Here is a 25954-nt window from a genome sequence, read left to right as displayed (position 1 = left end):
TATGATCAAACTCGCCACATACATCCGGCAGGGAGAGGACTTCGTCCCAATCGATGCCTTCATCGGTCCAATCCGCGACGAGGACTACATCGAGGGCGCCATGGAATTCTCCATTGATGGGCGCTTGATGCTGACCCGGCAGGAGTGGGACTACATCGATCAGCTTTGGGCCTATCTCGTTGGAGGCATGGCTGAGCTTCAGCGGGGGGATGATTTCCAGACCTTCTTCCCCGATCAACCCATCGAACTGAGCGTCACACCCGATGAGGGAGGGAGACGCGCCACGGTCCGAGTCGTCGTGGGGGAGGACGTTCGCGAAGCATCGGTCGACCCCGCCGTCCTTGTTGCTGAGGTCCTAAAGGAGGCCAGGCGCTTCTTCGAGCGGATTCAGAAGGTGCTGCCCCGTGAGGCTTACGAACAGACGCTCCAGGAGATCTCCACGCTGGAACAAGCCCGGCTGCCGTGAGCCCGCGTCAGTTCCCTCCAGCCCCCTCCAGCCAAGGGAGCACCCCACATCCTGGCCCTGTCAGGGGACGCATGTAGTACGAAGCATTCCCCTTTCACGGTGACGCTGTGCGCCTCCTCTCGCTCCAGGTCCAGGACTTCCGCAACCTCCCGACGGTGCAGCTCGCACCCAGCCCTCACGCGACCATCGCCGTGGGCCAGAACGGGCAGGGGAAGACCAACCTCCTGGAGGCGCTCTACTTCCTCGCCACCCTCAAGCCCCTTCGCGCCGGACGCCTCTCCGAGCTCGTCCGCTGGGGCTCCTCCTCCGCCCGCGTCACCGGCCGCTTCCTCCTCAAGGGCGCCGAGCGCGAAATCTCCGTCGAGGTCGGCGGCGGCACCCGCCAGGCCCTCGTGGACGGCAAGAAGGCCTCCAGCCTGGAGGACTACTTCGGCGGGGTCTCCGTCGTCGCCTTCACCCCGGACGACCTGGAGGTCATCAAGGGCGGCCCCGACGCGCGCCGTGCCTTCCTCGACCGCGCCGTGTTCAACCGCTTCCCCGCCTTCCTCAAGGAAAGCCGCGAGTACGCCCGCGCCCTCAAGAACCGCAACCGCCTGCTCCGCGACGGCGCCACGGTCGACGCCGCGTACCTCGATGCGTACGACGAGACCCTCGCCCGCTCGGGCGCCCGCCTCTACGCCCGCCGCCGCGCGCTGATGGCCGAGTTCGCGCCCCGCGCCCAGGCCACCTTCGCGTCCATCGGCCGCACCGCCGACCCTGCCGTCTACGGCTACCACCCCGCGCACCTCGGCGCCGACTTCGCCCAGGCCGACGAGGCCGCGCTCGCCTCCGCCCTGCGCGAGGCCCTCTCCGCGCGCCTGCGACGCGACCTGGACCGCGGCTTCACCTCCGTGGGCCCGCACGTGGACGACGTCTCCGTGACGCTGGGCGGCCGCAGCGCGCGCGCCTACGCGAGCCAGGGCCAGCAGCGAGCCCTGGTGCTGGGGTGGAAGATTGCTGAGATTGAAAACCTGGAGGCCGCCATGGGCTTCCTCCCCCTGCTGCTCCTGGATGACGTCTCCAGCGAGCTGGACCCCGAGCGCAATGCCTATCTCATGGGCTACCTCGCCCGGAGCGGCGCGCAGGTCTTCCTCACCACCACCGACGCGGGGCTCGTGCGAGCCGCCGCCGCCAGTGACACCCTCTGGCTCACCGTCCACGCAGGACAGGTGGCCACCGAGCAAACCCCGTCACAACCCTAGTGCGCCCGCCGCCGCTGCCAGGGCCAGTGCACCGGCCCCCGCCGCGCGTGGCGATGTGGCAACTCCTGCCGCGTCACGTGCCCGAAGTACTCGAAGCGGAACTCCGCCCAGAGCATCCCGAACGCCACCGCGAACAGGAACACCGCCAGGGTCAGCCACCACACGGTGCCCGTCGCCAGCGCGGCGATGAACAACACCCCCAGCGCCGCCGACACCCCCAGCGACACGTCCCGCAGGCGCTTCGACTCGCTGAAGGCCATCCCCATCGCCAGCACGGAGATCGCCAAGAGCGGCCACGCCAGCCAGTACGACGTGCGCGCGTACAGATTGGCAATCGACAGCAGGAACAACCCGAATCCGAATATCGCCAGTCCGCCGTCCATCGAATCCTCCTCGTGAGAATCCCCCGGCTCCCGGCTGAACATGCGCCTTCCCCGGGCCCGCATGCAGCCCGGCTTCCCCAGTCCGACCGGGGACACGCCGGGAGAGCGGCCCCCGGCACAGGGCTCGGAATACAGGGCCCGTGCCTCCGGTCTCCTTCGTGTCCCCACGAACCCGCGCGCACCCGACGCCCGGAGTCCTGACGGGGCGCCGGGCCCTCGTCCGGCGCGCGTCCGTGAGTCGACGTTCCCCCAGACGAAGTTCTTGCGGACCCGCCGGGCGTGCACCATGACCATGCCCGCCGTCCCACCGGGCCCCTCCGGGACGAACGAAATGGTGCCATGCCGCGCTTGCTGCTGACGCTCGTGCTGTCCGCCCTCCTCGCGGGGTGCCACCGCGCGACGTTCGAGGACTCGGTGCTCCAGAAGTCCGACGTGAAGTACCGCGTCGGCCCGCTGTCCAACGACGTCTGGGAGCGCCGCGGCTTCGACGACAACGACCTGGCCTTCGTGGAGCGGGGCGACACCGGCCGCGTCATCGCCACCAACTCCACCTGCAAGGACCACGACGACCCGTCCCTCCAGGTCCTCACGAAGCACCTGCTCATGGGCTTCACCGAGCGCCAGGACCTGGGCCAGCGCGCCTTCACCCTGGACGGCCGTGAGGCCCTCCGGAGCCGCTACGTCGCGAAGCTCGACGGCGTGCCCATCTCGCTGGAGCTGGTGGTCCTCAAGAAGGACAACTGCGTCTTCGACTTCAGCTACGTCGCCCCCGTGGGCACCGCGGATGCGCGGATGGCGGACTTCGAGAGCGTCTTCCAGGGCTTCCACGCGGAGCGCCAGCGATGATGCCCGAGGCGAAGCTCTTCTCCGGCGGCCCCAGCCTCAAGGAGCGCCTGAAGGAGCGCATGGAGTCCCTGGGCGCCCTGTCCGTCATGACGGGCCAGGTGTTCAGCCGCGCCGTGCGCCCGCCGTACGACTGGGCCGGCCTCGTCTTCCACACCGAATCCCTGGGCGTGCGCTCGCTGCCCATCGCGCTGCTCACCGCGACGTTCGCGGGGCTCGTCATCTCCCTGCAGTTCGGCTACTTCCTCGCGCGCTTCGGCGTGCAGTACACCGTGGGGCGCGTCGTCATCCTCACGCTGTTCCGCGAGCTGGCCCCCGTGCTCACCGCGCTCACCGTGGGCGCGCGCATCGGGTCCGGCATCGCCGCGGAGCTGGGCTCCATGACCGTGACGGAGCAGGTGGACGCCATCCGCGCGCTGGGCGCGGACCCGCTGCGCAAGCTGGTGGTGCCGCGCGTGTTCGCGTGCCTCATCGTGCTGCCGGTGCTCACCGTGTTCTCGGACGTGGTGGGCCTGGTGGGCGGCGCGCTGGTGGTGAAGTCCCAGTACGGCATCTCCCTGGACCAGTTCTTCCAGGGCGCGCTGGACGCGGTGCTGATGGGGGACTTCGTCTCCGGCGTCATCAAGGGCGCCGTGTTCGGGCTCATCATCGGCCTGGTCGGCTGCTTCAAGGGGCTGGCGGTGGAGGGCGGCACGGAGGGCGTGGGCCGCGCCACCACGCAGACGGTGGCCATCACCTCCGTCACCGTGTGCCTCGCGGACTTCTTCATCACGAAAATCACGCTCTACTTCTGAAGCCGCCCGCACCATGCGCAAGGCCCGCTCCCACCGAGACCCCGCCGTCCCGTTCAGCTTCCGCAAGCCCACGCCGGGCGAGGAGCTCATCCGCTTCGACGGCCTCATCAAGCAGTTCGGCGCCAAGCGCATCTACGACGGCGTGGACCTGGACGTGCGCGCCGGAGAGACGCTGGTGGTGCTGGGCGGCTCCGGCGTGGGCAAGAGCGTGCTGCTCAAGTGCCTCATCGGCCTCCTGCACCCGGACGGCGGCAGCATCCTCTTCGAGGGCTACGACGTCGCGAAGTTCTCCGAGGAGCAGTTCCTGGAGGTCCGCAAGCACGTGGCCATGGTGTTCCAGGGCGCGGCGCTGTTCGACTCGCTCAGCGTGGCGGAGAACGTGGCGTACCCCCTGCGCGAGCACTTCAAGAAGATGACGCGCGGGGAGATCCAGAAGCGCGTGGCGGAGAAGCTGGAGCTGGTGGACCTGCCCAACACGGAGAAGCTGATGCCGTCGGACCTGTCCGGCGGCATGCGCAAGCGCGTGGGCCTGGCGCGCGCCATCGCGACGGACCCGGAGGTCATCCTCTGGGACGAGCCCACGACGGGCCTGGACCCCGTCACCACGCAGACCATCAACGAGTTGATTGATTCGATGAAGCAGCGCCTGGGCGCCACTTCCATCGTCGTCACGCACGACATGGTGAGCGCCTTCGTGCTGGCGGACCGGATGGCCATGCTGGCCAACCGGAAGATCGTCCAGGTGGGCACCCCGGAGGAGATGCGCCGCTCCCAGGTGCCGGAGGTGCGCGCCTTCATCGACGCGCGCCGCCTGGAGCTGAACCCCCGGGGAACACCATGAGTCTCTTCACCTCGACCTCGAAGGAAAAGCGCCTGGCCGTGCGGGCGGGCCTCTTCGTCGCCATCGGCCTCGCGGTGGCCGGCGTCGTCGTCTTCTTCATCGGCCGCGAGTCCAACCTCTTCCAGCGCCAGGTCATCTTCCACGCCTACTTCACGAGCGTGGACGGCCTGAGCGACCAGTCCCCCGTGTGGATTGGCGGCCTGAAGGTGGGCCGCGTGAACAGCGTGTCCTTCTCCCCGGACTTGAAGGACAGCCGCCTCCAGGTGGAGTTCCAGGTGGCCAGCGCCTACGCGAACCGCATCCGCGCGGACTCCGTGGCCCGGCTCACCAGCATGGGCGTGCTGGGCGACAAGGCGGTGGACATCTCCCTGGGCAGCGCGGACCAGCCGGCCGTGGAGCCCGGCGGCGTCATCCAGTCCAGCAGCGGCGGGGACCTGTCCAAGCTGATGACCAGCGCCAGCCGCGTGATGGACAACTCCGTGGAGATCAGCGAGTCCCTCAAGGAGGCCGTGAAGGTCTACACGAACCCGGAGCTGTCCAGGGACCTGGCCAAGAGCGTCGCCTCGCTGCGCTCCATCATGGAGGAGGTGGAGAAGGGCAACGGCGCCCTGCACGCCCTCATCTACGACCCGCGCACGGGCCAGGAGGTGAACACGCTGCTCGCCAACGCGTCCGGCGCCGCGAAGCGCATGGACGGCGCCCTGGGCCACGTGGAGGCCATCCTGGGCGAGGTGCGCCGCGGCGACGGCACCGCGCACGCGCTCATCTACGGCCAGGACGGCGCGGTCGCGATGCGCGAATTGGGCGAGGCCGCCAGCCAGCTGGCGGGCCTCCTGGAGGACGCGAAGAAGAGCCCCAACGGCGCCGTGCACCAGCTCATCTACGGCGACGCGAAGGGCATGTTCGCGGACCTGGGCAGCGCCGCCGCGGACATCAAGACCATCACCGCCACCGTGGCCAAGGGCGACGGCACCCTGGGCGCGCTCGTCAACGACCCCACGGTGTACGACGACCTGCGCGAGGTGCTGGGCAACGTGAAGCGCAACCGCATCCTCCGCGCGCTGGTGCGCTTCTCCGTGAGCAACCACGAGTCCCTGGACCAGGTGGGCGCCCCGCAGACGGCGCCCACCCCGCTCACGCCCGCCGCCGACGCGGGCGACCCCGCCGCTCCGGCCCCCACGCCCACCTCAACGCCCTGAGCCAACGCCCCGAGCCATCCGGCCGCGTCAGGATTGCCGGGGTGCGAAACGCTACCCGCGTGAAAGACAGACCCCCAATGCTTCACGCGGCGAGACACCGTGTGACCCCATACGGTTTTGCAATGTTTCCAAGACTGTCTGTGTATTGACTTGGATGGGTTTGAAGGCGTATTTCCCGCTCCCCCTGCTTTTCAAGGAGTTGGGAACAATGCTTCGTCACGTCGCGCAGCGCAGTGGCCGTGTCGCGGTGGTCCTTGGCACGCTGATGTCCCTGGCGGGTTGCAGCAGCGCCCCGGCTCCGGAGGAGCAGGCTCCCCAGACTCCGGCGGAGGAGACCGCCACCCAGCAGGCCATCCCGCACCGCGGCTGCGCCACCATCGAGCCGTCGGCCGATGAGAAGCTGGAGATTGAAGCGGCGCTGGCGGCCCGTGGCGTGAGCGCGAAGCGCGCGGTGGGCTCCGTGAACGTGCCCGTGTACTTCCACGTCATCCGCAAGGGCACGGGCATCTCCAACGGCGACATCCCGGACTCGCAGATCACCAGCCAGATGAACGTGCTGAACGCGGCGTACGCGAACACGCCGTTCCGCTTCACGCTGGCCGGCACGGACCGCACCACGAACAGCACCTGGTTCAACCTGGCCCAGGGCAGCAGCGCCGAGCGCTCCATGAAGTCCACCCTGCGCAAGGGCGGCAAGGAGTCGCTGAACATCTACACGGCGAACCTGTCCGGCGGTCTGCTGGGCTGGGCGACCTTCCCCTCCAGCTACACCAGCAGCCCGTCCATGGACGGCGTGGTCATGCTGTACAGCAGCGTCCCCGGCGGCACGGCGTCCCCGTACAACCAGGGCGACACGGGCACGCACGAGGTCGGTCACTGGGTGGGCCTGTACCACACGTTCCAGGGCGGCTGCGCCAGCCCGGGTGACTCCGTCAGCGACACGCCTCCGGAGGCCTCGCCCGCGTACGGCTGCCCCGCCGGCCGTGACACCTGCTCCGGCGGTGGCGCGGACCCCATCTACAACTTCATGGACTACACCGACGACAGCTGCATGAACCAGTTCACCGCCGGCCAGAGCGCCCGCGCGGACAGCCTGACCGCGACGTACCGCTAAAAAAAGCGCGGCGGTTGTGGCCGATGTGACGACGCCGGGGTCCCCGATCAGGGGGCTCCGGCGTTTTCCATTTTCGGGGTGAATCACGGACAGGCCGTATCCCGGCCTGTGACGCTTGGTTTGTGTTCAACGGGTTTCGCCTGGAATTCATTTTTACCGCACCCGTTGACTAGAACTGTTTCATACGTGTATTGGTGTCTCCCCCACTTTTCGAGGAGTCGGGAAACAATGCTTCGTTTCGTCGCGCAGCGCAGTGGCCGTGTCGCGGTGGTCCTTGGCACGCTGATGTCCCTGGCCGGTTGCAGCAGCAGCGCCCCGGCTTCCGAAGAGCAGGCCCCGGCGGAGGAGACCGCCACCCAGCAGGCCGTGCCGCACCGTGGCTGCGCGACCATCGAGCCGTCGGCCGATGAGAAGCTGGAGATTGAAGCGGCGCTGGCGGCCCGTGGCGTGAGCGCGAAGCGTGCGGTGGGCTCCGTGAACGTGCCCGTGTACTTCCACGTCATCCGTCAGGGCACGGGCATCGCCAACGGCGACATCCCGGACTCGCAGATCACCGCGCAGATGAACGTGCTGAACGCGGCGTACGCCAACACCCCGTTCAAGTTCACGCTGGCCGGCACGGACCGCACCACGAACAGCACCTGGTACAACCTGCGCAGCGGCTCGGCGGCGGAGAAGAAGATGAAGTCCGCGCTGCGCAAGGGCGGCCCGGAGTCGCTGAACATCTACTCCGCGAACCTGAGCGGCGGCCTGCTGGGCTGGGCGACCTTCCCCTCCAGCTACGCCCGTCAGCCGTCCATGGACGGCGTGGTCCTCCTCTACAGCAGCGTCCCCGGCGGCACGGCGTCCCCGTACAACGAGGGTGACACGGGCACGCACGAGGTCGGTCACTGGGTGGGCCTGTACCACACGTTCCAGGGCGGCTGCGCCGAGCCGGGCGACTCCGTCAGCGACACGCCGCCGGAGGCCTCGCCCGCGTACGGCTGCCCCGCCAACCGTGACACCTGCGCCGGCGGCGGCGCGGACCCCATCTACAACTTCATGGACTACACCGACGACAACTGCATGAACACGTTCAGCGCCGGCCAGGTGGCCCGCGCGGACAGCCTGACCGCGACGTACCGCTAGTCCTCGGCTTCGCTTCCTGAAGTCCCCGACGCCGGAGCCCCTACTGCACGGGGGCTCCGGCGTCTTCCTTTTCCAGCGTGGACAAGCCGGGCCCGCGCTGGCCACAGTGGGGGACCGCCCTCCACTGTCCGGAGGGCGCTTCCAGGAGGGTTGGGGCCGTGAGAGACCTGTTGATGATTCCCGGGCCGGTGGACGTGGACGCGGAGGTGTTGCAGGCGCTGTCCGCGCCGGTGCCCGGGCACCTGGACGCGGGCTTCATCGCCACCTTCGGCCGGGCCCTGAAGCGCCTGCGCGAGGTGTCGCTCGCCCCCGGCGCGCAGCCCTTCGTCGTCTCCGGCAGCGGCACGCTGGCCATGGAGCTCGCCGTGGCCAACCTCATCGAGCCCGGAGACCGCGCGCTGGTGGTGAACACCGGCTACTTCAGCGACCGCATGGCCCACATCCTGGAGCGCCACGGCGCGAAGGTGACGCACGTGCGCGCGGCGGCCGTGGGCGGTGCGCCGGACGTGGCCGGGGTGGAGGCGGAGCTGCAAAAGGGCGGCTTCAAGCTGATGACCGTCACCCACGTGGACACCTCCACCGCGGTGCTCGCGCCGGTGGAGCCGCTGGTGAAGGCCGCGCGCCAGCACGGCGTCCTGGCCGTGGTGGACGGCGTGTGCGCCACCGCCGGCGAGTCCTTCCACCAGGACGCGTGGGGCGCGGACGTGTACCTCACCGCCAGCCAGAAGGCGGTGGGCGTGCCCCCGGGCCTGGCGCTCCTCACGGTGAGCCCCCGCGCGCTCGCCGCGTGGAGGGCGCGCAAGGCCCCCGTCGCCAGCGTGTACGCGGACTGGGCGGAGTGGCTGCCGGTGATGGAGGCCTACGAGTCCGGCAAGCCCGCCTACTTCGCCACCCCGCCCACGTCCCTGGTGTGCGCGCTGGACGTGAGCCTGGGACAGATTCTCGCGGAGGGCATGGAGGCCCGCTTCGAGCGCCACCGCCGGATGGCCCGCGCCTTCCGCGCCGCCTGGAGCGCGCTGGGCCTCAAGGGGGTGCCCACCTCCGAGTCCGTGGCCGCCAACACCCTGAGCGCCGTGTACTACCCGGAAGGCGTGGACCCCTCCTTCGTGGGCCGCGTGAAGGCGCAGGGGGTGGCCATCGCCGGCGGCCTCCACCCGGAAATCAAGACGCGCTACTTCCGCGTGGGCCACATGAACCGCGTCAGCGCCGGGGACGTGCTCGTCACCGTGGGCGCCATCGAGCGGGCCCTCCACGCCGCCGGCCACCGCGCCGCCGCCGCGGGGACGGGCCTCGCCGCCGCCCAGGCCGCGCTCTCGGGGTGAGGCCCGGGTGAGGGCCCTGACCCCCATTTCCTTCTCAGGCCACAAGAAAAGTCATCCGCGCTCCCATTAGATTTGTGTAAGCTGCTGGATAATGTCAGGTACTTCAGGGCTTACGTGAATTCCTTGTCGTTTTAATGGAAATGTGTGATTTGGCTGCACGGTGTGAGCGGGGCGTGGGCCCCGGCACCTGTGAGGGGGAAGGGCTGCGCTGGTGGAAGGGACCCGGACACCGGGTGGGCCGATTCCAGCGCCTGATGTGAGTGGAGGTCGGTATGGATCGCGGACCGGTGGAAGGTTCGTCGAGGGTGGTGGGCGGGGAGGATGAGAGCGCGGCGTGGCACCTGATGGAGCGGTGCCTGGCCGCGACGCCGGAAGACGGGGCGCGAGGGATGTTCTTCCAGGGCGTGGTGGGGGTGGTGGGCTTCCTCCAGGGCGAGACGGCCACGAAGAGGTGCCTGGCGGCGTCCGGGCTGAAGGAGCTGAACGCCGCGGAGCTGTACCCGGTGACGCGCTTCCTGGCGATGTCCGCCGAGGCGACGCGGCTGCTCAAGCCCCAGCTGGGGGACTGGGCCCAGTCGCTGCGCTACATCGGGACGCAGGCCACGGTGGACTTCCTGGGCTCCATGTTCGGCCGGGACCTGATGCAGGCGGCCGGCCGCAACCCCCGGAAGATGCTCCAGCACATGGTCGAGAACTACCGCGTCGCCGTGAGCTACGGCGAGCGCGGCGTGCTCTGGACGGGGGACCACAGCGCCCGCTTCGTGATGCGCCGGGACTTCATGCCCGCGCCGTACCACGAGGGGGTGCTCCAGGCCGCCCTGGAGGCCGTGGGGGCCCAGGACGTCCAGGTGCACGGCCGGCAGCTGTCCCTGCTGGACACCGAATACGACGTCTCCTGGTAGTCCGGGCGCACCCCACCCGCTGCGTGGGGCCTCTTCGCGGGACGTTCACCAGCCAGCGCTCGGTGCTGAACGTCCACCATTTCTCCCGCTGGCGTGACAGGGAGGGCCACTAGCATGTGGTGAAAGAGGCCCACCCCACGGGAGGAGTCACGCGAATGGAGACTGGTGGGGCATGGGCATGACGCCCTTCCGGCTGTTGCTGGTGGAGGACAGCGTCAACGACGCGGCGCTGGTGATGGCGGAGCTGGAGCAGGCGGGCTACCTGCCCACGACCCGGCGCGTGGACTCGCTGGAGGCGCTGCGGGACGCGCTCACCGCCGAGCCGTGGGACCTGGTGCTGTGCGACTACCGGCTGCCGCGCTTCAGCGCGCTGGACGTGCTGGCGCTGCTGCACGGGCAGGAGCGGGACGTGCCGCTCATCGTCCTGTCCAGCCAGCTGAGCGAGGAGCAGGCCGTCACGCTGATGAAGGCGGGCGCGCGCGACTGCTTCTCCAAGGACCGGATGGCCCGGCTGGGCCCGGCGGTGGCGCGCGAGCTGGAGGAGACGCGCGTGCGGCGCGAGCGCGCGCGGGCGGAGGTGGACCGCGACATCCTGGCGAAGGCCAGCGAGCTGCTCACCGCGTCCCTGGAGCAGGCGGCCCGGCTGGACCAGCTGGTGCAGCTGCTGGTCCCCCGGGTGGCGGACTGGTGCGCCTTCTTCCTCCAGGACCCGGACCAGGGCGGCCTGCGGCTGGTGGCGCTGGCGCACCCGGACGCGGAGCGGCGCGCCCATGCGTGGAAGCTGGACCAGCGCTTCCCGCTGGACCCCCAGGCCGCCGCGGGCCCCGCGCACGTGCTGCGCACCGGCCAGCCGGAGTTCATGCCGGACGTGCGCAAGCGCCCGGAGCCCATCACCCGGGACGCCGCGCACCAGCGCGCCATCGAGGGGCTGGGGCTGCGCTCGGTGGTGAACGTGCCCCTGCCCGGCAACGAGGGCCGGCTGGGCGTGCTGTCCATGGGCACGCTGGGCGAGCGCCTGCTCTCGCCGGTGGACCTGGCGCTGGCGCAGGAGCTGGCGCGCCGCACGGGGCTGGTGCTGGAGAACGCCCGCCTCTTCCAGGAGGCGCGCGAGGCGGTGCGCCTGCGCGACGAGTTCCTCACCGTGGCCGCGCACGAGCTGCGCACGCCCCTCACCACGCTGCGGCTGCAGCTGGGCACCCTCTTGCAGCGCTCGGAGGCGCACCACCTGGAGCCGGACGTGGTGACGCGCCTGGAGCGCAGCGTGCGCCAGGTGCGCCGGCTGGGCACGCTGGTGGAGGGGCTCTTGGACGTGTCCCAGCTGTCCAGCGGCGAGCTGTCGCTGATGCCCGAGCGCTTCGACCTGGAGGAGCTGGTCTCCGAGGTGCTGGAGCGCTTCCAGGCGGAGGCGCGCGCGGCCGGCTGTGAGCTGCGCCAGTCCCCCCGCCGCGGGCTGTGGGGGACGTGGGACCGGCTTCGGGTGGACCAGGCGGTGGCGGCGTTGATATCCAACGCGCTCAAGTTCGGTCCGGGACGGCCGGTGGAGGTGGACGTGGGGCGGGAAGGGGGCTTCGCGCGCATCCAGGTGCGTGACCGGGGCATCGGCGTGCCCGTGGACCAGGTGGAGCGCATCTTCGAGCGCTTCGGCCGCGCGGTCAGTTCGCATTCATATGGAGGCCTGGGCCTGGGGCTGTACCTGGCCCGCCGCGCGGCGGAAGCGCACGGCGGACGGGCCTGGGCGGAGCCGGCCGCGGGAGAGGGCGCGCGCTTCACGCTGGAGCTGCCGCTGGAGAAGGAGACGCGCGAGTGAGCCGGCCGCTGTTGGTGGTGGATGACGACACGGACCTGCGGGAGGCGCTGGAGGAGGTCCTGCGCGACGCGGGCTACACCGTGCTGGGGGCGGGCAACGGCCTGCAGGCGCTGGAGGTGCTCCGCCGGGAACCGACGCCGCCCGCCCTGGTGCTACTGGACATGATGATGCCGGTGATGGACGGCGCGACCTTCGGACGTCAGATGCGCCAGGTGGACGCGTGGCGCGACATCCCCGTGCTCGTCTTCTCCGCCTCCGCCAACGCGCGCCAGGTCGCGGAGGAGATGGGCGCCTGCGGCTACCTGCGCAAGCCGGTGGACGTGGACACCCTCCTCAAGGCCGTGGCGGCCAACAAGGCCCCCGAAGCCTCCTGACACTCCGGGTGGGGGTTGGCTCGCGGGCGGCCTGGCTCGCGTGGGTTGACGCTGCGCGCGGGGGCTTGGTAAGTGCATCCTTAACACTTTCCCAGCGAGGCCTGTCAGATGAACCCCCACATGCTCGCCCAGCTCCTGGTCCAGCTCATCGTCATCATCGCGGTGTCGCGGCTGATTGGCCGCGGCGCGCGCTGGCTGGGGCAGCCCCTGGTCATCGCGGAGGTGGTGGCGGGCATCGCGCTGGGCCCGTCGCTCCTGGGCTGGCTGGCGCCGGACGCCATGCGCTGGCTGTTCCCGCCGGAGTCCATGCCGTTCCTGAAGATGCTGGCCGAGGTGGGGCTGGTGCTCTTCATGTTCCTCATCGGCCTGGAGCTGGACCCCAAGCTCCTGAAGGGGCGGGGCCACGCGTCGGTGGCCATCAGCCACTCCAGCATCGTCGTCCCGTTCGCGCTGGGCGCGGCGGCGGGCGCGCTGTGGCTGTACAAGTCGCTGTCCAGCCCGGACGTGCCGTTCTCCTCGTTCGTGCTGTTCATGGGCGTGTCCATGAGCATCACGGCCTTCCCGGTGCTGGCGCGCATCCTCTCCGAGCGCGGGATGATGCAGTCGAAGCTGGGCGCCATCGCCATCGCGTGCGCGGCGGTGGACGACGTGACGGCGTGGTGCATCCTGGCGTTCGTGGTGTCGCTGGTGCGCGCGTCGGACCTGGCGCACGCGGGGCTCACCACGCTGTTCGCGCTGCTCTACATCGGCTTCATGCTGTTCCTGGTGAAGCCGTTCCTCGCCCGGCTGGGCGCGCGCGTGGCCAACCGCGAGGGGCTCACCCAGAACGTGGTGGCCATCACCCTGGTGCTGCTGCTCGGGTCCGCGTGGACCACCGAGTCCATCGGCATCCACTCGCTCTTTGGCGCCTTCATGTTCGGCGCGGTGATTCCCAAGGAGGGCGGGCTGGCGGCGGCGCTGGCGGAGAAGCTGGAGGACGTGGCGGTCGTGCTGCTGTTGCCCGTGTTCTTCGCCTTCAGCGGCCTGCGCACGCAGATGGGCCTCTTGTCCACCCCGGAGGCGTGGCTCACGTGCGGCGCCATCATCGTCCTCGCGTGCCTGGGCAAGTTCGGCGGCAGCGCGGTGGCCGCGCGCCTCACGGGCCTGCGGTGGAAGGAGGCGGGCGCCGTCGGCATCCTGATGAACACGCGCGGCCTGATGGAGCTCATCGTGCTCAACCTGGGCCTGGACCTGGGCGTCATCTCGCCCACGCTCTTCACGATGATGGTCATCATGGCGCTGGTCACGACCTTCATGACCACGCCGCTCCTGAAGTTGCTGTATTCGCCGGAGGACCAGGCGCGCGAACAGATGGTGCAGACGCCGGACGTGCCGCTGCCTTCGTCTGCGTACACGGTGCTGCTGTGCGTGTCGCACGGGCAGGCCGGCCCGGGCATGGCGGTGCTGTCGCGCGCGCTGTCAGGTGAGCGCAACGAGGCGAACCTCTACGCGCTGCACCTCTTGTCGCCGGAGCGCTCGCTCAAGGCCCGCGGGGAGGAGGCGCTGGACCCCACGGCCGCGTCCGGTGGCGCGCTGGCGCCCCTGGTGGGCCGGGCGGAGAAGCTGGGGCTGTCGGTGCGGACGCTGTCGTTCGTGTCGTCGGAGCCCGCGCGGGACATCTGCCGCACGGCGCAGGCGAAGCGCGCGGACCTGGTGCTGCTGGGCTGGCACAAGCCGCTGTTCAGCCAGACGGTGCTGGGCGGCACGGTGCACGAGGTCATGCAGGAGGCGGGCGGCGCGGTGGCGGTGCTGGTGGACCGGGGCCTCACGCAGGTGCGCCGGGTGCTGGTGCCCTTCGTGGGCAGCCGGCATGACCGGGCGGCGCTGGGGCTGGCGCGGCGGCTGGTGAAGCAGGCCGGGGCGGAGGTGACGGTGCTGCACGTGACCTCTCCCGAAGGCTCGGGCGCGGGCCGCGCGCAGGTGGAGGAGCTGTTCCCCGCGGACGAGGGCGCCGCCGTGAAGCTCAAGGTGGTGCGCCACGCGTCGCCGGAAGAGGCCGCGCTGGAAGAGGCGAAGGCGGGTTACGACCTCGTGGTGGTGGGCCTGGGGGCCGAATGGGGCCTGGAAGACCGGTTGTTCGGCGTGCAGCGCGAGCGCATCGTTCGCGACGCGCCCGCCTCGCTGCTGCTCGTGCATCACCCGGAGGGGGCGACGGTGCTGGCCCAGACCCCGGAGCAGTCCCGGACACAGGGCACGCCCTCGCAGACGACGCAGCCCGTAGGCGCGAGGAGCTGAGCGCCATGCACCTGGGAGCGACACTGCGGTTGTTGCGCGTCGACGCGGGCCTGTCCCTGCGCGACCTGGCACGGCGCATCGGCGTGTCCAGCGCGTACTTGAGCCGCGTGGAGAACGGCGTGGACGCGCCGCCTACGCAGGAGCGGCTGACGGCCATCGCCCGGGAGCTGGACGTGCCCCCGGGGCTGCTCATGGACGTGGCCAACCGGGTGAGCCCGTACGTGGCGGGCTACCTGGAGGACGTGCCCGCCGCGGGGACGCTGATGCTGGACATCGCGCGCCGCAAGCTCACCGGCGCGCAGCTGGCGCGCGTGCGGGCCTTCCTGGACGCGGAGTTCCCCCTGCGCGAGGTGCGCGGCGACGAACCCGTGCCGCCGCTGGCGCCGCTCTTGTCCCCGGAGCGGGTGGTGGTGCAGCTCTCCTGCGGGGACTACGAGGACGCGCTGGACGTGGCGGCCGGGCGGCTGGCGGCGGCCCTGCCCGGCGTGGACGCGGCGGCGCTGGCGCAGGGGCTGCGTCAGCGCGAGGGCGAGCTCCCGTCCCAGGTGGGCAACGGCGTCGCGGTGCCGCACGCGTTCGTGGCCGGGGCGGCCCCGGTGGCGGCGCTGGTGACGCTGGCCCGGCCCCTGAAGGTCGACGCGCCGGACGGCCAGCCCCTGCGGCTGGTGGTGGCGCTGGCGGACGGCCACGTGGGCCGCGCGCGGCTGATGCGGCTGGCGCACGTGGCGAGGCTCGCCGGGCGCGGGCTGGCGCACCGGCTCCACGGCGCGGAGGACCCCCAGCGGGTGATGGAGACGCTGGAGGAGCTGGAAGCGCTGCGCTAGCCCGCCTGCGGCACCCAGTGCTCCCAGGGACCGATGTCGCGGAAGCCCAGGTGGCGGTACACGCGCAGGCCCGCCGGGGTGGACTGGAGCACCATCGCGGTGCACCCGCGCTGGCGCGCCCCGGAGATGAGCCCGCGCATCACCGCCGACGCGAGCCCCAGCCCCCGCGCCTCCGGGTGGGTGGCCACCAGGTACACGCCCGCGGTGTCCGCCACGTCCACCGCCAGCCCGCAGGACAGGGCCTTGCCGTGCTCGCGCGCCACCACCGTGTGCACCGGCACGGGCAGCGGCGGCCGCCGCCAGACGGAGAGGATGTCCCGCCACTCCGGGCCGTAGGTCTGGATGTTGATCTCCACCAGGTCGCCCATGTCCTCCACGGTCTCCACCGGCACCCCGGGCGCCACGTCCGGCAGCTCGCGCAGCCAGGCCCCCATGGCCACGACGGTGAAGTCCGGCCGGTAGCCGCTGCCGCCCAGCACGCGCAGCGCGTCCCGCTGCCCCGGCGTCACGGTGACGCGCCAGCGTGAAAGCCCCAGCCCCCGGTAGAAGTCCGTGAGGGCCGGCAGCGCGGCGGCCAGCGCGTCCGCGTCCGTGAAGAGGACCTGCTGGAAGTGCGCGTCCTGGTACGACGGCAGGGCGAAGGCCTCCACTCCGGGGAGCCGCAGGTGGCGCAGCGAGCCGCGTTCGGACTGGAGGCGTTTGAAGGCGATGAGGTTGGTGAGCAGTCGAGAAGTGAGTTCGGCATCCGTCATGCGGGCCGGCAGCCTATGCACCGGGACGACGGCCAAAGAACAGCCCCAGAGGAAAGGACGCGCGCACGGTCCGCCAGGGGGTTAGGTTTCCATCCCTTCCGCCCCCGCCTTCCAAGCCATGACCCCGCGCTTCTTCTCATTCGATCCGCGTCCCACCCGAATCTCCCTCATCCTGGGCGCGTGCCTGCTGGCGGTCCTCACCGCCTGGGCCCTGGCGGACTACCGGGGCGGCGGGGGGCTGGTGGCCATGGCGCGGGCCGGCATCAGCGCCGGCCTGCTGCTGACCTTCCTCGTCTCCGTGCACCGCCTGCGCCCGCGCGCCGGGTGGGGCGTCACCCTGGATTCCGCGGGCGTGCGGGTGGCCCGGCCCTTCAGCGGCCAGCCGCTCGAATTGCACTGGGGACAGATTGATTCCGTGCGCCGGGTCGGCCGCAAGGGGAGCGTGCTCGGGCTCTTCTTGAAGGAAGAGGGAAGGGTGCTCGTGACGCGACATCTTTTCGCCCGCAAGGCTGTTTATGAAGAGTTGTTCGCGGCGCTGGAGGACCGCCTCCCGCCCTCGCGTTTCGACGCCTGATTCATGAATCTTTCCGCAGCCTTGCGTGGGCTCCCGGAGCTTGTCCGGGATGCCCGGTGGTGGTAGGCACAACAGGCTTGAGCCCTGTCGCAACGGCAGCCTTTCCCAAGGACACGCTTCACATGGAAAAGACCCCCGCTACCGGTGTCGCGCCGGCCGCGCCGCCCGCCGATTATGGGACGGACGCCATCACCAAGCTCGAAGGGCTGGAGGCCGTCCGCAAGCGCCCTGGCATGTACATCGGCGACACGATGACCTACGGGCTCCACAAGCTCGTCTACGAGGTCGTCGACAACTCGGTGGACGAGGCCCTGGCCGGCCACTGCACGGACATCGAGGTCGTCATCCACGTGGACGGCTCGCTCAGCGTCCAGGACAACGGCCGCGGCATCCCCGTGGGCCCGCACCCCGACCCCAAGTTCAAGGGCAAGGACACCCTGGAAGTGGTGCTCACGGAGCTGCACGCCGGCAGCAAGTTCGGCAACGGCGCGTACAAGGTGTCCGGCGGCCTGCACGGCGTGGGCGTCACCTGCGTGAACTTCCTGTCGGAGTGGTTCAAGGTCCGCATCCAGCGCGCCGGCAAGGTCTACGAGCAGTCCTACGCGCGCGGCGTGTCCAACGGCTCCCCGCAGGAAGTGGGCACCACGGACAAGCGCGGCACGATGATCCACTTCAAGCCGGACTCGCAGGTCATGGAGACGGTGGACTTCAACTTCGAGACGCTCAGCCAGCGCCTGCGCGAGCTGGCCTTCCTCAACGCGGGCCTGCACATCACCATCCGCGACGAGCGCACCCAGAAGGAGCACGACTTCAAGTTCGACGGCGGCATCTCCTCCTTCGTGGAGTACCTCAACAAGGCGAAGGAGGCGCTGCACGACAAGCCCGTCTACATCAAGTCGGAGCGCGAGGGCGTGTCGCTGGAGATCGCCATGCAGTGGAACGATGGCTACGACGAGCGCATCTTCACCTTCGCCAACAACATCAACACCCACGAGGGTGGCAGCCACCTGTCCGGCTTCAAGGCCGCGCTCACGCGCACGCTCAACAGCTACGCGGAGAAGGGCGGCCTCTGGAAGGACCTGAAGGAGACGCCCACCGGCGAGGACGCGCGCGAAGGCCTGTCCGCGGTCATCTCCGTGAAGCTCTCCAACCCCCAGTTCGAGGGCCAGACGAAGACGAAGCTGGGCAACAGCGAGGTGAAGGGCCTGGTCGAGCAGATGGTGAACGACCAGCTCGCGTCCTTCCTGGAGGAGAACCCGCCCCTCGCGAAGAAGGTCGTGGTGAAGATTGGCGACGCGTGCCGCGCCCGCATCGCCGCGCGCAAGGCCCGTGAGACGGTGCGCCGCAAGGGCGTGCTGGACGGCGGCGGCCTGCCCGGCAAGCTCGCGGACTGCCAGAGCCGCGACCCGCACGAGAGCGAGCTGTACATCGTGGAGGGTGACTCCGCGGGTGGCTCCGCGAAGCAGGGCCGGGACCGGCGCAACCAGGCCATCCTCCCCTTGCGCGGAAAAATCCTGAACGTGGAGAAGGCGCGCTTCGAGAAGATGCTGACCAGCGCCGAAATCGTCACGCTCATCACCGCGCTGGGCACGGGCATCGGGGCGGAGGACTACGACCCGGAGAAGGCGCGCTACCACCGCATCATCCTGATGACGGACGCGGACGTGGACGGCAGCCACATCCGCACGCTGCTGCTCACGTTCTTCTACCGGCAGATGCGCGAGCTCATTGACCGGGGCTACGTCTACATCGCGCAGCCGCCGCTCTACAAAGTCACGCGCAACAAGAAGGACAGCTACGTCAAGGACGAGCGCGCGCTCAACGAGTACCTGCTGCGCATCGCCGCGGAGCACTGCCGGGTGAAGACGCCCGCCGGTGAGCTGGGCGGCGCGGACTTCAAGGCGCTGCTGGAGAAGGTCATCACCTACGAGGAGCGGCTGGAGAAGCAGGCCAAGCGCCGCGACGCGCGCATCGTGGACGCGCTGGTGCAGGCCACCAACCTGCGCGCGGAGCTGCTGACGGACGAGGCCGCGGTGGAGGCGGAGCTGGCCACCATGCGCGAGTACTGCCAGCGGCGCATGCCGGAGGTGGTGGGCCGGCTGTCCATGCGGCTGGAGCAGGACGCGGAGCACCAGTCCAAGAAGCTGATGGTGCTGACGGACGTGAACGGCTCCATGCGCGAGTCCGTGTTCGACCACGCCTACCTGTCCTCGCCGGAGTACCTGGAGCTCGTCGCCCTGCGCGAGGTGTTCCACTCGCTGGGCAAGGCGCCCTATCGCGTGCAGGTGGACGCGGGCGAGGTCACGGCCTTCTCCGTGCAGGAGGTGCTGGCCGCGGTCCGCAAGGACGCGCAGAAGGGCCTGGGCCTGCAGCGCTACAAGGGTCTGGGTGAGATGAACCCGGAGCAGCTCTGGGAGACCACCATGAACCCCACCACGCGCACGCTGCTCCAGGTGCGGGTGGAGGACGCGGTGGAGAGCGACGACATCTTCTCGCTGCTCATGGGCGAGGCGGTGGAGCCCCGCCGCGAGTTCATCGAGCGCAACGCGCTGGACGTGCAGAACCTGGACATCTGAGGTCCACCGGCGCTCCGGCGCACGTCCCTGAAGTCCCACGCCGGGCCCCGGGTCCAAAGACCCGTGGGCCCGGTGCCCTTTCTAAGGCTCCGCGCCCACGCGCCCTTCCCATCCTTTTCGAGCCGGGCCGCGGATGCAGCACGGCGGCCCCCGTGAGCCCTTACGGAAGGAACCTGGCAACCAGTGACCAGCGCGAGGAGGCCCCCGCGCGCATGTTGAGGATGGCGGTGATGCCGATGACGCCCGCCATGGCGGCGATGTTCGCGATGCCGCCCGCGTCCAGCGCCCTCATCGTCTTCGCGGCCTTCTCCGGCGTGCCCGCGGTGGGCGTCAGGCCCGTCTCCACGGGGACGGCGCCCTCGGGGGCCTGCTTCGCCAGGAAGGCCCCGCCGTAGATGTTCGCCGCGCCCAGCGCCACGGTGGCGCCCAGCAGCACGTCCTTCGCGATGACCAGCGCGCGCGTGGTGGGGTCGATCTCCCGGCCCGTCAGCTTCGAGCGGCCCACCAGCCAGGTGATGGCCGCCAGGCCCACGGACGCCGCGTTGACGATGTTGAAGCCGTTCCAGGCGGCGTTCACCACCTGCCCGCGCTCCGACTTGGAGCCAATCACCTTCACCGCGGGGTTGAGGGCCACCTTGCCGAAGAGCGAACCGCCGAAACCCGCGGCGAGCCCCAGGTTGTGCAGCACCAGGCCGGTGGAGGACAGGACAGGCATCATGGACGGACTCCATTGGAGAAGAAGTGGATGTCCGTAAGGGTAGGCACGGGCCTCCGGCGCGGGAGCAGCGCGTCAGGGCGAGGCAGGTGTTGGATCTCACGTCGGCCCGCCGGACGTCCTCCCAGGCGGGGGCCCGGCTGCCCGGCCGCTGCTACCGCTCGGAGCGCTTGGCCCCGCGCAGCGCTTCCGCGCGCTCCTTGCGGGACATGTTCGTCACGTCGACGATGTCGAAGTCGAGCGCCCCCGCGTTGTCCCCCAGCTGGAGGTCGGGGAAGACGCAGCGCAGGTCCTGCACGCCGGACACCTGGTAGCGCTTGCCCGTCTCGAAGAGGCGGTGCGAGCTGCGCACGGACTCGGCCTTGGGGCCCTTCTCCACGCACAGCACCGTGTGCACGCGGCCCTGGGCGCCGGAGCGCACCTCCGCGAAGTCGTCGCGCACGGTGAAGGCGTAGGTGGACCTGGGGTTGAGCCCCTTGAGCAGCATCTGGTGCAGGGGCTTCACCTGCAGGGCGTTCTTGTCGGCCTCGAACAGCACCGAGCGGGGCGGGATGTACGCGGACTGCCGCAGGTGCACGCGCACGGAGCCGCGGTTGTCCTCGGGGCCGGTGTCGTCCAGGGCGAAGAAGTGGAGCTTCTTCGCGCCCTTGATGGTGCGCGGCGCTGCGCTGACGAAGCCCACGGCGTTGTCCGCCGGCAGGTCCCCTTCCGCGTAATAGACGAGCGTGCCGGACGCGGTGCCGTCGCCTTCCGCCAGCGCCGCGCTGCCCTCGGTCCACACGGAGTAGGCGGCCCCGGGCGACACGTCGATGGTGGCCGTCGGGTACTCCGGCAGGGGCAGCGCATTGTACATGGGGCGCAGCACCAGCAGGCGCGTGGGGTACTCCGTGTGCCGCATCTCGCGGTCGGGGAGCTCCGCTTCGGCCTCGGCCAGGGCCCCCGCGTCGGTGGAGGCCAGGCCCCCGTCCGCCTCCGTCGCGGTGCCCCCGTCCTCGCCGGGCGCGCTCGCGGCGGCGACGACGGCGGCGGCGGCGCCCGCGTCCGGGGCCGCGGCGCCCGCGTCGAGCGAGGCGGCGGTGGGAATCTCAGACACCATCTGGGTGGTGCCGGGCGCCACCTCCAGCTCCGCCTTGAGGTGGACCTCCGCCTGGTTGGGGGTGAAGCGCCGCGTCCAGGCGCGGTAGCCCGGCCGGGTGATGACGATGGTGTGGGGCATCGTCTGGTCCGCGCCGATGACGCGGCTGGGCGTGTTCCCCACCGGCCGGCCGTTGACGACGATGGCGGCCCCTTCCGGCTTGGAGGTGATCCACAGGACGACGGGCTCGTCCGCGCCCGCGGGGACTTCCGGCGGGGACAGGAAGTGGATCAGCAGGCCGATGAGGATGACCACGGCGGTGGCGCCGAACACCAGCATGCTCAGCTGGCGCACCTGCTTCACGCGCTTGACCTCGCGCTCGGCGGCCTCGGCGGCCAGCTTGTCGCGCGCGTCGTCCGCGGTGGTGCGGGCCCGGGGGGCCTCCTTCTCCTCGGGCTCCGGCGGCTCTGGCGGCTCCGGCGCGATGGCCGTCTCCACCGGCGTGTCACGCGGCGCGGCCAGGGTGGGCAGCGCCTGGGGCATCGCCGTGGGCTCGGTGCCGGAGTCGGTGTCCGGCTCGGGCGGGAGCTCGGGCGGCAGGGGGCGGCGGCCGGTGCCGGTGTTCTCGCGGGAGCCCCCCGGCGTCACGCGGCGCGCGCCGGTGGTGCTCTTGCGCACGGCGGTGGCCTGGGTGGCCGAGCGGCGCGGGGCGCTGCCATCCGTCGCGGGGCGCAGGCCGGACGCGCTGCTGGGGGAGCGCACGCCGGGGCTGGAGGGCCGCGCCACGCCCGGGCTGGACGCGCGGGCCACGCCGGGGCTGGACGGGCGCGCCGCGCCGTTGCTGGAGGGCATCCGCGCGCGGCCCTGCGAGGGCTCCGACCCCGGCGACTGCCACGCGGCCAGCTGCTCCTTGAAGCCGGGCGGCAGCTCCACCTTGCGTCCCTCGGCGGCCAGCTCCTCCGCGAAGAGGTACGTCATGAGCTGGCTCAGCATCGTGGGCGTGAAGCGCGGCGTGTCCCGGTAGAGCAGCTCCACCGCGGACTCGCTCAGGTCCTTCGCCGTCTGGTAGCGCGCCTCGCGGTCCACCGCCATGGCGTGCGCGACGATGGTCTCCAGCTCCTCGCCGATGGCCGGGTTGATGGCGGACGGGGGCAGGCAGTCGCCGGTGATGATGCGCGGCAGCACGGTGACGAACTCGCCCTCGAAGGGGCGCCGGCCGCAGAGCATCTCGTAGAGGACGATGCCCGCCGCGTACACGTCCGTGCGCGCGTCCAGGTCCTGCCGCCCCTGCGCCTGCTCCGGGGAGAAGTACGGGTACTTGCCCTTGAGCGTGCCGGGGGACGTCTTGGCCTCCACCGCGCTCGTCGCCTTGGCGATGCCGAAGTCGATGACCTTGACCTCGCCCTCGTAGGAGATGAGGACGTTGTCCGGGGACACGTCGCGGTGGACCAGGCCCAGCATCTGGCCGTCCTCGCCCACGTGGCGGTGCGCGTAGTCCAGGCCCTCGCACAGCTTGCTGGCGATGTGCAGCGCCAAGGGCTGCGGGAAGAAGCCGACGCCCGCTCGCGCCGCGCGCCGCAGCACCTTCGACAGGGGCTGGCCGTGCACCAGCTCCATGGCGATGAAGTACTGCCCGTCCACCTCGCCGAAGTCGAAGACCTGCGCGATGTTCCCGTGCGTCAGGCCCGCCACCAGGCGCGCCTCGCTGATGAACATCTCCACGAAGTCGTGGTCGTCCACGAAGTGCGGGAGGATCTGCTTGATGACGCAGGGCTTGGTGACGCCCATCGCGCCCGTCATACGCGCGCGGTAGGTGACCGCCATGCCCCCCGCGGCAAGCTTGGAGACCAGGACGTACTTGCCGAATTGCTGGGGACTGGGTTCTGCCACGGGCGGGGAGGCGGGGCCGGGATTGGGGAAGCCCCAGCATACTCCCCTTCCGGTGAAAGTCCCGGGCGCGCTCGCATGGCATGCGAAGATTTCGCTCCGGGTGGTGGAGGGGCTGCCACGGGCGCCCTGGTGGGTCGGAACCGCCCTCGGGTGGGAGGGGACGTCCCAGGTGGGTGGGCGGGGGGGCGTGAGGCGGACTGTTGCGCCGGTTCACACTTCTTCACGCTGCTTCGTTCAGCGCATTCCGGGGGCGGGGTTATCACCTGCGCCATTCCGGGCTTCGGGCCGGGGTGGGGGCGGTGGAAGGCCGTCCCCAGGGAAGCGAGACGACGGTCATGGGGCATGGGCGCCCGGTGTGGAGTGCGCGGGCCACCTTCGCGGTGGTGCTGGGGCTGGTGCTGGCCTCGGGGGTCGCGCGGGCGCAGGACGGCGGTGGCTGGCGGTCCGCCTTCGAGCTGCTGGCGAGCGGCCCCGAGCTGGGCGGCAGTGACATCCCCCGGGACGTGCCGCCGCGCCGGGCCGCCGCGCCGTCGGTGGTGCCGCCGGAGGTGATGGCCCGGGTGCTGACGGAGGACGGGCCCCGGCCGGTGCCCACGGCGTCCGCGGCGGAGTCCGGTCCGGTGGTCGCGCCGGAGGGCGCCAGCGCGGAATCTCCGGGGGGGCCGGAGGGCGGCCGGGTGTCGGAGCCCCGCGTGCGCCTGACGGAAGGTGGACCGAGGCCGCCGTTCAAGCCGCTGCCGGTGGCGGTCGCGGTGGTGCCGGGCCTGCTGCTGCACGGGCTGGGGGCGTGGTCGGCGGGGGACTCGGTGACGGCGCGGGGGCTGTTCGCGGCGGAGGCGACGGGGCTGGGGTTGATCGCGGCGGGGCTGGTGCCCATCGCGCTGACGGGCGCGTCGCGCAAGACCATCGGGCCGCTGTACGCGGTGACGCTGACGGGGGCGGGGGTGTTCTCGCTGTCGATGCTGGCGAACCTGTACGCGGTGACGTCGCCCGCGTTCGACCCGGGGCGGGTGCCGGACACGCTGCCGCCGCTGGAGTTCGACCTGGGCTACCAGTACGTGCACGACGCGACGGCGGAGTACCGGAACTTCTTCGCGCTGGGCGCGGTGGCGCGGCTGTCGGCGGTGCGGCTGGAAGCGTCCGCGCGGCTGGCGCCGGACGAGGGCAACACGTTGATCCGCGCGGGCGCGGCGTACCGGCTGTGGGGCGCGCCGGAGCGGACGCTGGGGCTGGACGGGGACGGCACGGCGCTGGATGTGGAGGGCTTCGCGACCTACCACCGCTACCCGACGGAGGGCTTCACGCTGGGAGGCGGGGAGCTGGCGCTCAAGGGGCGCTACGCGATGGCGCGCTTCGGGCCGCGCTTCGCGGGCTCGTTCGTGGAGGGCGGCGTGGGGCTGTCCGCGCAGGCGTACAGCTATCCGGGGCGCGTGGACGACGACAACCTGCACACCCAGCTGCTCTACACGTTCGGCTACGGCGTGTGGCTGGGGCGCGGCGGGCCGCTCCGGGGAGAGGCGGTCCTCTACTACGACCACCGCAAGGACGGGCTGGTGGGAGGGCTCCGGGGGCGCGGCGGCGGCATGGTGGGGTCCTTCGGTGTGAAGGGGCGCGTGCTGGTGACGGAGCGCTGGGGTGTGGCGGCGGAGGCGCAGGCGGGTGGGGCGCTGATGGGACGGCTGTCGCTGGTGTACGCGGTGGGAGGTGACACGTGAGCGGTGGACTTCGGACCCTGGGCACGTTGGGACTGACGGCGGCCCTGCTGTCCACGGGCTGCGTGCGCCCCAGCGAGGACCGCGCGGTGCGGGACACGCGCGTGGGTCAGGCGCAGGCCGACGCGCTGACGGTGGAGGTGGAAGGCGGGCTCGCGTCGGTGCGGACGCTGTCGTCCGGCACGCTGGAGCTGTGGGGCCAGGCGCCGGCGTTCACCACGCGCGTCACGGCCGGATCCGATGCGCGCACGGACTGGCTGTTCACGGTGCACAACGCGATGCCGGACGCGGTGCTGGACGCCGTGGACGAAGCGGGCACGCCGCTGACGGTTGTAGCGCTGCCGGACGCGCACCCGACGATGAAGGCGTGGCGCGTGGCCTTGAGGCCAGGAACGACGGCGCGGCTGACGGTGGCGCCGCCGGACTGGGACACGCGAGAGCCCTTCCGCTTCGCCGCGCTGGCGGACGTGCAGGAGGCGCTGTCGAAGGTGGGGGACATCTACGCGCGCCTGAACGAAGACCCCTCCTTGCGCTTCATCTTCTTCGCGGGCGACCTGACGGAGTTCGGGACGCGCGAGCAGCTGGAGGAGTTCCAGCAGCGGCTGGAGGCGGACTCGCGCATCCCGCTGTTCGCCACGCTGGGCAACCACGAGACCTTCACGGACGACGCGCGCGAGTACCAGCGGCTGGTGGGCCGTGCCAGCCAGCACTTCACCTTCCGGGGCGTGCACTTCAGCCTGGTGGACTCCGGCAGCAGCACGGTGGATCCGATGGTGGAGGAGGCGCTGGACGGCTGGCTGGAGGAAGCGCGCGACGCGGTGCACGTGGTGGCGATGCACATTCCGCCCCTGGATCCGATTGGCGTCCGGGGTGGAGGCTTCGCGGTGCGCAACGAGGCGGCGGGGTTGGTGGGGAAGATGGCGCGGGCCGGGGTGGACCTGACGCTCTACGGCCACATCCACTCCTACTATTCGTACTCGAACGCGGGCATCCCGGCGTTCATCTCCGGAGGAGGCGGCGCGATTCCGGAGCGCTTCGACGGGGTGGGCCGGCACTACCTGGCGGTGGACGTGGATCCGTCCGCGGGGGTGCGGGACGTGGGGCTGGTGCGGGTGGATTGATCCGCGGGGTCTTGACGGCGGACGCGG

22 protein-coding genes are annotated in these 25954 nt (G+C 71.0%); 18 read left to right on the top strand and 4 right to left on the bottom strand.

Annotation, left to right across the window (positions count from 1 at the left end; translation table 11 throughout):
• Position 1: 1 nt before the first annotated feature.
• Complete coding sequence (locus NR792_RS25725) at positions 2-466, top strand: hypothetical protein (protein ID WP_375755334.1); 465 nt, start codon at positions 2-4, stop codon at positions 464-466.
• A 107-nt stretch (positions 467-573) separates the two neighbouring features.
• Entirely contained in the window at positions 574-1707 is a 1134-nt protein-coding gene (recF, locus tag NR792_RS25720) for a DNA replication/repair protein RecF (RefSeq protein ID WP_375755333.1), read from the top strand.
• Here recF and NR792_RS25715 read toward each other — a convergent pair.
• A complete protein-coding gene (locus NR792_RS25715) occupies positions 1704-2090 on the bottom strand; it encodes a hypothetical protein (protein WP_375755332.1) in 387 nt (128 codons plus the stop codon). The two genes, recF and NR792_RS25715, sit on opposite strands and share 4 nt — an antisense overlap.
• Positions 2091-2429: 339 nt before the next feature.
• Here NR792_RS25715 and NR792_RS25710 point away from each other — a divergent pair, with 339 nt between their 5' ends.
• The 12 genes from NR792_RS25710 (at position 2430) to NR792_RS25655 (ending at position 15512) form a co-directional block, all read left to right on the top strand.
• Positions 2430-2936, top strand: coding sequence for a hypothetical protein (locus NR792_RS25710; RefSeq protein WP_375755331.1), 507 nt, complete (start codon positions 2430-2432; stop codon positions 2934-2936).
• Positions 2933-3727: an MlaE family ABC transporter permease gene (locus tag NR792_RS25705; RefSeq protein WP_375755330.1), complete on the top strand. Its 795-nt coding sequence runs from the start codon at positions 2933-2935 to the stop codon at positions 3725-3727. Before NR792_RS25710 ends, NR792_RS25705 begins: the two co-directional genes overlap by 4 nt.
• 13 nt (positions 3728-3740) lie before the next feature.
• Positions 3741-4568 (top strand): ABC transporter ATP-binding protein, encoded by an 828-nt coding sequence (locus NR792_RS25700; protein WP_375755329.1) that lies wholly within the window; start codon positions 3741-3743, stop codon positions 4566-4568.
• Positions 4565-5767 (top strand): MlaD family protein, encoded by a 1203-nt coding sequence (locus NR792_RS25695; RefSeq protein ID WP_375755328.1) that lies wholly within the window; start codon positions 4565-4567, stop codon positions 5765-5767. The genes NR792_RS25700 and NR792_RS25695 overlap by 4 nt, the downstream gene beginning before the upstream one ends.
• A 208-nt stretch (positions 5768-5975) precedes the next feature.
• A complete protein-coding gene (locus tag NR792_RS25690) occupies positions 5976-6881 on the top strand; it encodes a zinc metalloprotease (protein ID WP_375755327.1) in 906 nt (301 codons plus the stop codon).
• A 228-nt stretch (positions 6882-7109) separates the two neighbouring features.
• Positions 7110-8009, top strand: coding sequence for a zinc metalloprotease (locus NR792_RS25685; RefSeq protein ID WP_375755326.1), 900 nt, complete (start codon positions 7110-7112; stop codon positions 8007-8009).
• Between the two features lie 158 nt (positions 8010-8167).
• Positions 8168-9331, top strand: coding sequence for a pyridoxal-phosphate-dependent aminotransferase family protein (locus NR792_RS25680; protein WP_375755325.1), 1164 nt, complete (start codon positions 8168-8170; stop codon positions 9329-9331).
• 272 nt (positions 9332-9603) lie between these two features.
• Entirely contained in the window at positions 9604-10233 is a 630-nt protein-coding gene (locus tag NR792_RS25675; protein WP_375755324.1) for a TIGR02265 family protein, read from the top strand.
• 172 nt (positions 10234-10405) lie between these two features.
• Positions 10406-12040: an ATP-binding protein gene (locus NR792_RS25670; protein ID WP_375755323.1), complete on the top strand. Its 1635-nt coding sequence runs from the start codon at positions 10406-10408 to the stop codon at positions 12038-12040.
• Entirely contained in the window at positions 12037-12414 is a 378-nt protein-coding gene (locus NR792_RS25665) for a response regulator (protein ID WP_375755322.1), read from the top strand. Before NR792_RS25670 ends, NR792_RS25665 begins: the two co-directional genes overlap by 4 nt.
• A gap of 108 nt (positions 12415-12522) precedes the next feature.
• On the top strand, positions 12523-14688 hold the full coding sequence (locus NR792_RS25660; protein WP_375755321.1) for a cation:proton antiporter: 2166 nt from the start codon (positions 12523-12525) through the stop codon (positions 14686-14688).
• Positions 14689-14693: 5 nt separating this feature from the next.
• Positions 14694-15512, top strand: a complete 819-nt coding sequence (locus NR792_RS25655) for a helix-turn-helix domain-containing protein (RefSeq protein ID WP_375755320.1) — start codon at positions 14694-14696, stop codon at positions 15510-15512.
• Here the strand turns inward: NR792_RS25655 and NR792_RS25650 are convergent.
• The gene (locus NR792_RS25650; protein ID WP_375755319.1) at positions 15509-16264 is read right to left on the bottom strand and encodes a GNAT family N-acetyltransferase; all 756 of its coding nucleotides are present in this window, start codon (positions 16262-16264) and stop codon (positions 15509-15511) included. The genes NR792_RS25655 and NR792_RS25650 overlap by 4 nt on opposite strands.
• 118 nt (positions 16265-16382) lie before the next feature.
• Here NR792_RS25650 and NR792_RS25645 point away from each other — a divergent pair, with 118 nt between their 5' ends.
• The gene (locus NR792_RS25645) at positions 16383-16838 is read left to right on the top strand and encodes a hypothetical protein (protein ID WP_375755318.1); all 456 of its coding nucleotides are present in this window, start codon (positions 16383-16385) and stop codon (positions 16836-16838) included.
• Between the two features lie 122 nt (positions 16839-16960).
• Positions 16961-19414, top strand: a complete 2454-nt coding sequence (gene gyrB / locus NR792_RS25640; RefSeq protein WP_375755317.1) for a DNA topoisomerase (ATP-hydrolyzing) subunit B — start codon at positions 16961-16963, stop codon at positions 19412-19414.
• A gap of 160 nt (positions 19415-19574) precedes the next feature.
• Here the strand turns inward: gyrB and NR792_RS25635 are convergent, their stop codons facing one another.
• Together NR792_RS25635 and NR792_RS25630 are read right to left on the bottom strand one after the other, a co-directional pair.
• The gene (locus NR792_RS25635; protein ID WP_375755316.1) at positions 19575-20132 is read right to left on the bottom strand and encodes a hypothetical protein; all 558 of its coding nucleotides are present in this window, start codon (positions 20130-20132) and stop codon (positions 19575-19577) included.
• 151 nt (positions 20133-20283) lie between these two features.
• A complete protein-coding gene (locus NR792_RS25630; RefSeq protein WP_375755315.1) occupies positions 20284-23094 on the bottom strand; it encodes a protein kinase in 2811 nt (936 codons plus the stop codon).
• Between the two features lie 335 nt (positions 23095-23429).
• On the opposite strand from NR792_RS25630, the gene NR792_RS25625 reads away from it, so the two are divergent.
• Together NR792_RS25625 and NR792_RS25620 are read left to right on the top strand one after the other, a co-directional pair.
• Entirely contained in the window at positions 23430-24809 is a 1380-nt protein-coding gene (locus NR792_RS25625; RefSeq protein ID WP_375755314.1) for a hypothetical protein, read from the top strand.
• Positions 24806-25927: a metallophosphoesterase family protein gene (locus NR792_RS25620; RefSeq protein WP_375755313.1), complete on the top strand. Its 1122-nt coding sequence runs from the start codon at positions 24806-24808 to the stop codon at positions 25925-25927. Before NR792_RS25625 ends, NR792_RS25620 begins: the two co-directional genes overlap by 4 nt.
• Positions 25928-25954 lie beyond the last annotated feature (27 nt).

Source organism: Corallococcus exercitus (assembly GCF_042231735.1).
Lineage (GTDB): Bacteria > Myxococcota > Myxococcia > Myxococcales > Myxococcaceae > Corallococcus > Corallococcus exercitus_B.
The sequence above is the reverse complement of the archived record's forward strand: the minus strand, read 5'-3'. Positions and strand labels throughout refer to the sequence as shown.

Coding starts and splice junctions, on each gene's coding strand:
- NR792_RS25685 (WP_375755326.1), top strand. CDS start 7,110: ATGCTTCGTTTCGTCGCGCAGCGCAGTGGCCGTGTCGCGGTGGTCCTT.
- NR792_RS25690 (WP_375755327.1), top strand. CDS start 5,976: ATGCTTCGTCACGTCGCGCAGCGCAGTGGCCGTGTCGCGGTGGTCCTT.
- NR792_RS25695 (WP_375755328.1), top strand. CDS start 4,565: ATGAGTCTCTTCACCTCGACCTCGAAGGAAAAGCGCCTGGCCGTGCGG.
- NR792_RS25635 (WP_375755316.1), bottom strand. CDS start 20,132: ATGATGCCTGTCCTGTCCTCCACCGGCCTGGTGCTGCACAACCTGGGG.
- NR792_RS25715 (WP_375755332.1), bottom strand. CDS start 2,090: ATGGACGGCGGACTGGCGATATTCGGATTCGGGTTGTTCCTGCTGTCG.
- gyrB (WP_375755317.1), top strand. CDS start 16,961: ATGGAAAAGACCCCCGCTACCGGTGTCGCGCCGGCCGCGCCGCCCGCC.
- NR792_RS25700 (WP_375755329.1), top strand. CDS start 3,741: ATGCGCAAGGCCCGCTCCCACCGAGACCCCGCCGTCCCGTTCAGCTTC.
- NR792_RS25670 (WP_375755323.1), top strand. CDS start 10,406: ATGGGCATGACGCCCTTCCGGCTGTTGCTGGTGGAGGACAGCGTCAAC.
- NR792_RS25705 (WP_375755330.1), top strand. CDS start 2,933: ATGATGCCCGAGGCGAAGCTCTTCTCCGGCGGCCCCAGCCTCAAGGAG.
- NR792_RS25725 (WP_375755334.1), top strand. CDS start 2: ATGATCAAACTCGCCACATACATCCGGCAGGGAGAGGACTTCGTCCCA.
- NR792_RS25625 (WP_375755314.1), top strand. CDS start 23,430: ATGGGGCATGGGCGCCCGGTGTGGAGTGCGCGGGCCACCTTCGCGGTG.
- NR792_RS25675 (WP_375755324.1), top strand. CDS start 9,604: ATGGATCGCGGACCGGTGGAAGGTTCGTCGAGGGTGGTGGGCGGGGAG.
- NR792_RS25645 (WP_375755318.1), top strand. CDS start 16,383: ATGACCCCGCGCTTCTTCTCATTCGATCCGCGTCCCACCCGAATCTCC.
- NR792_RS25710 (WP_375755331.1), top strand. CDS start 2,430: ATGCCGCGCTTGCTGCTGACGCTCGTGCTGTCCGCCCTCCTCGCGGGG.
- NR792_RS25660 (WP_375755321.1), top strand. CDS start 12,523: ATGAACCCCCACATGCTCGCCCAGCTCCTGGTCCAGCTCATCGTCATC.
- NR792_RS25655 (WP_375755320.1), top strand. CDS start 14,694: ATGCACCTGGGAGCGACACTGCGGTTGTTGCGCGTCGACGCGGGCCTG.
- NR792_RS25650 (WP_375755319.1), bottom strand. CDS start 16,264: ATGACGGATGCCGAACTCACTTCTCGACTGCTCACCAACCTCATCGCC.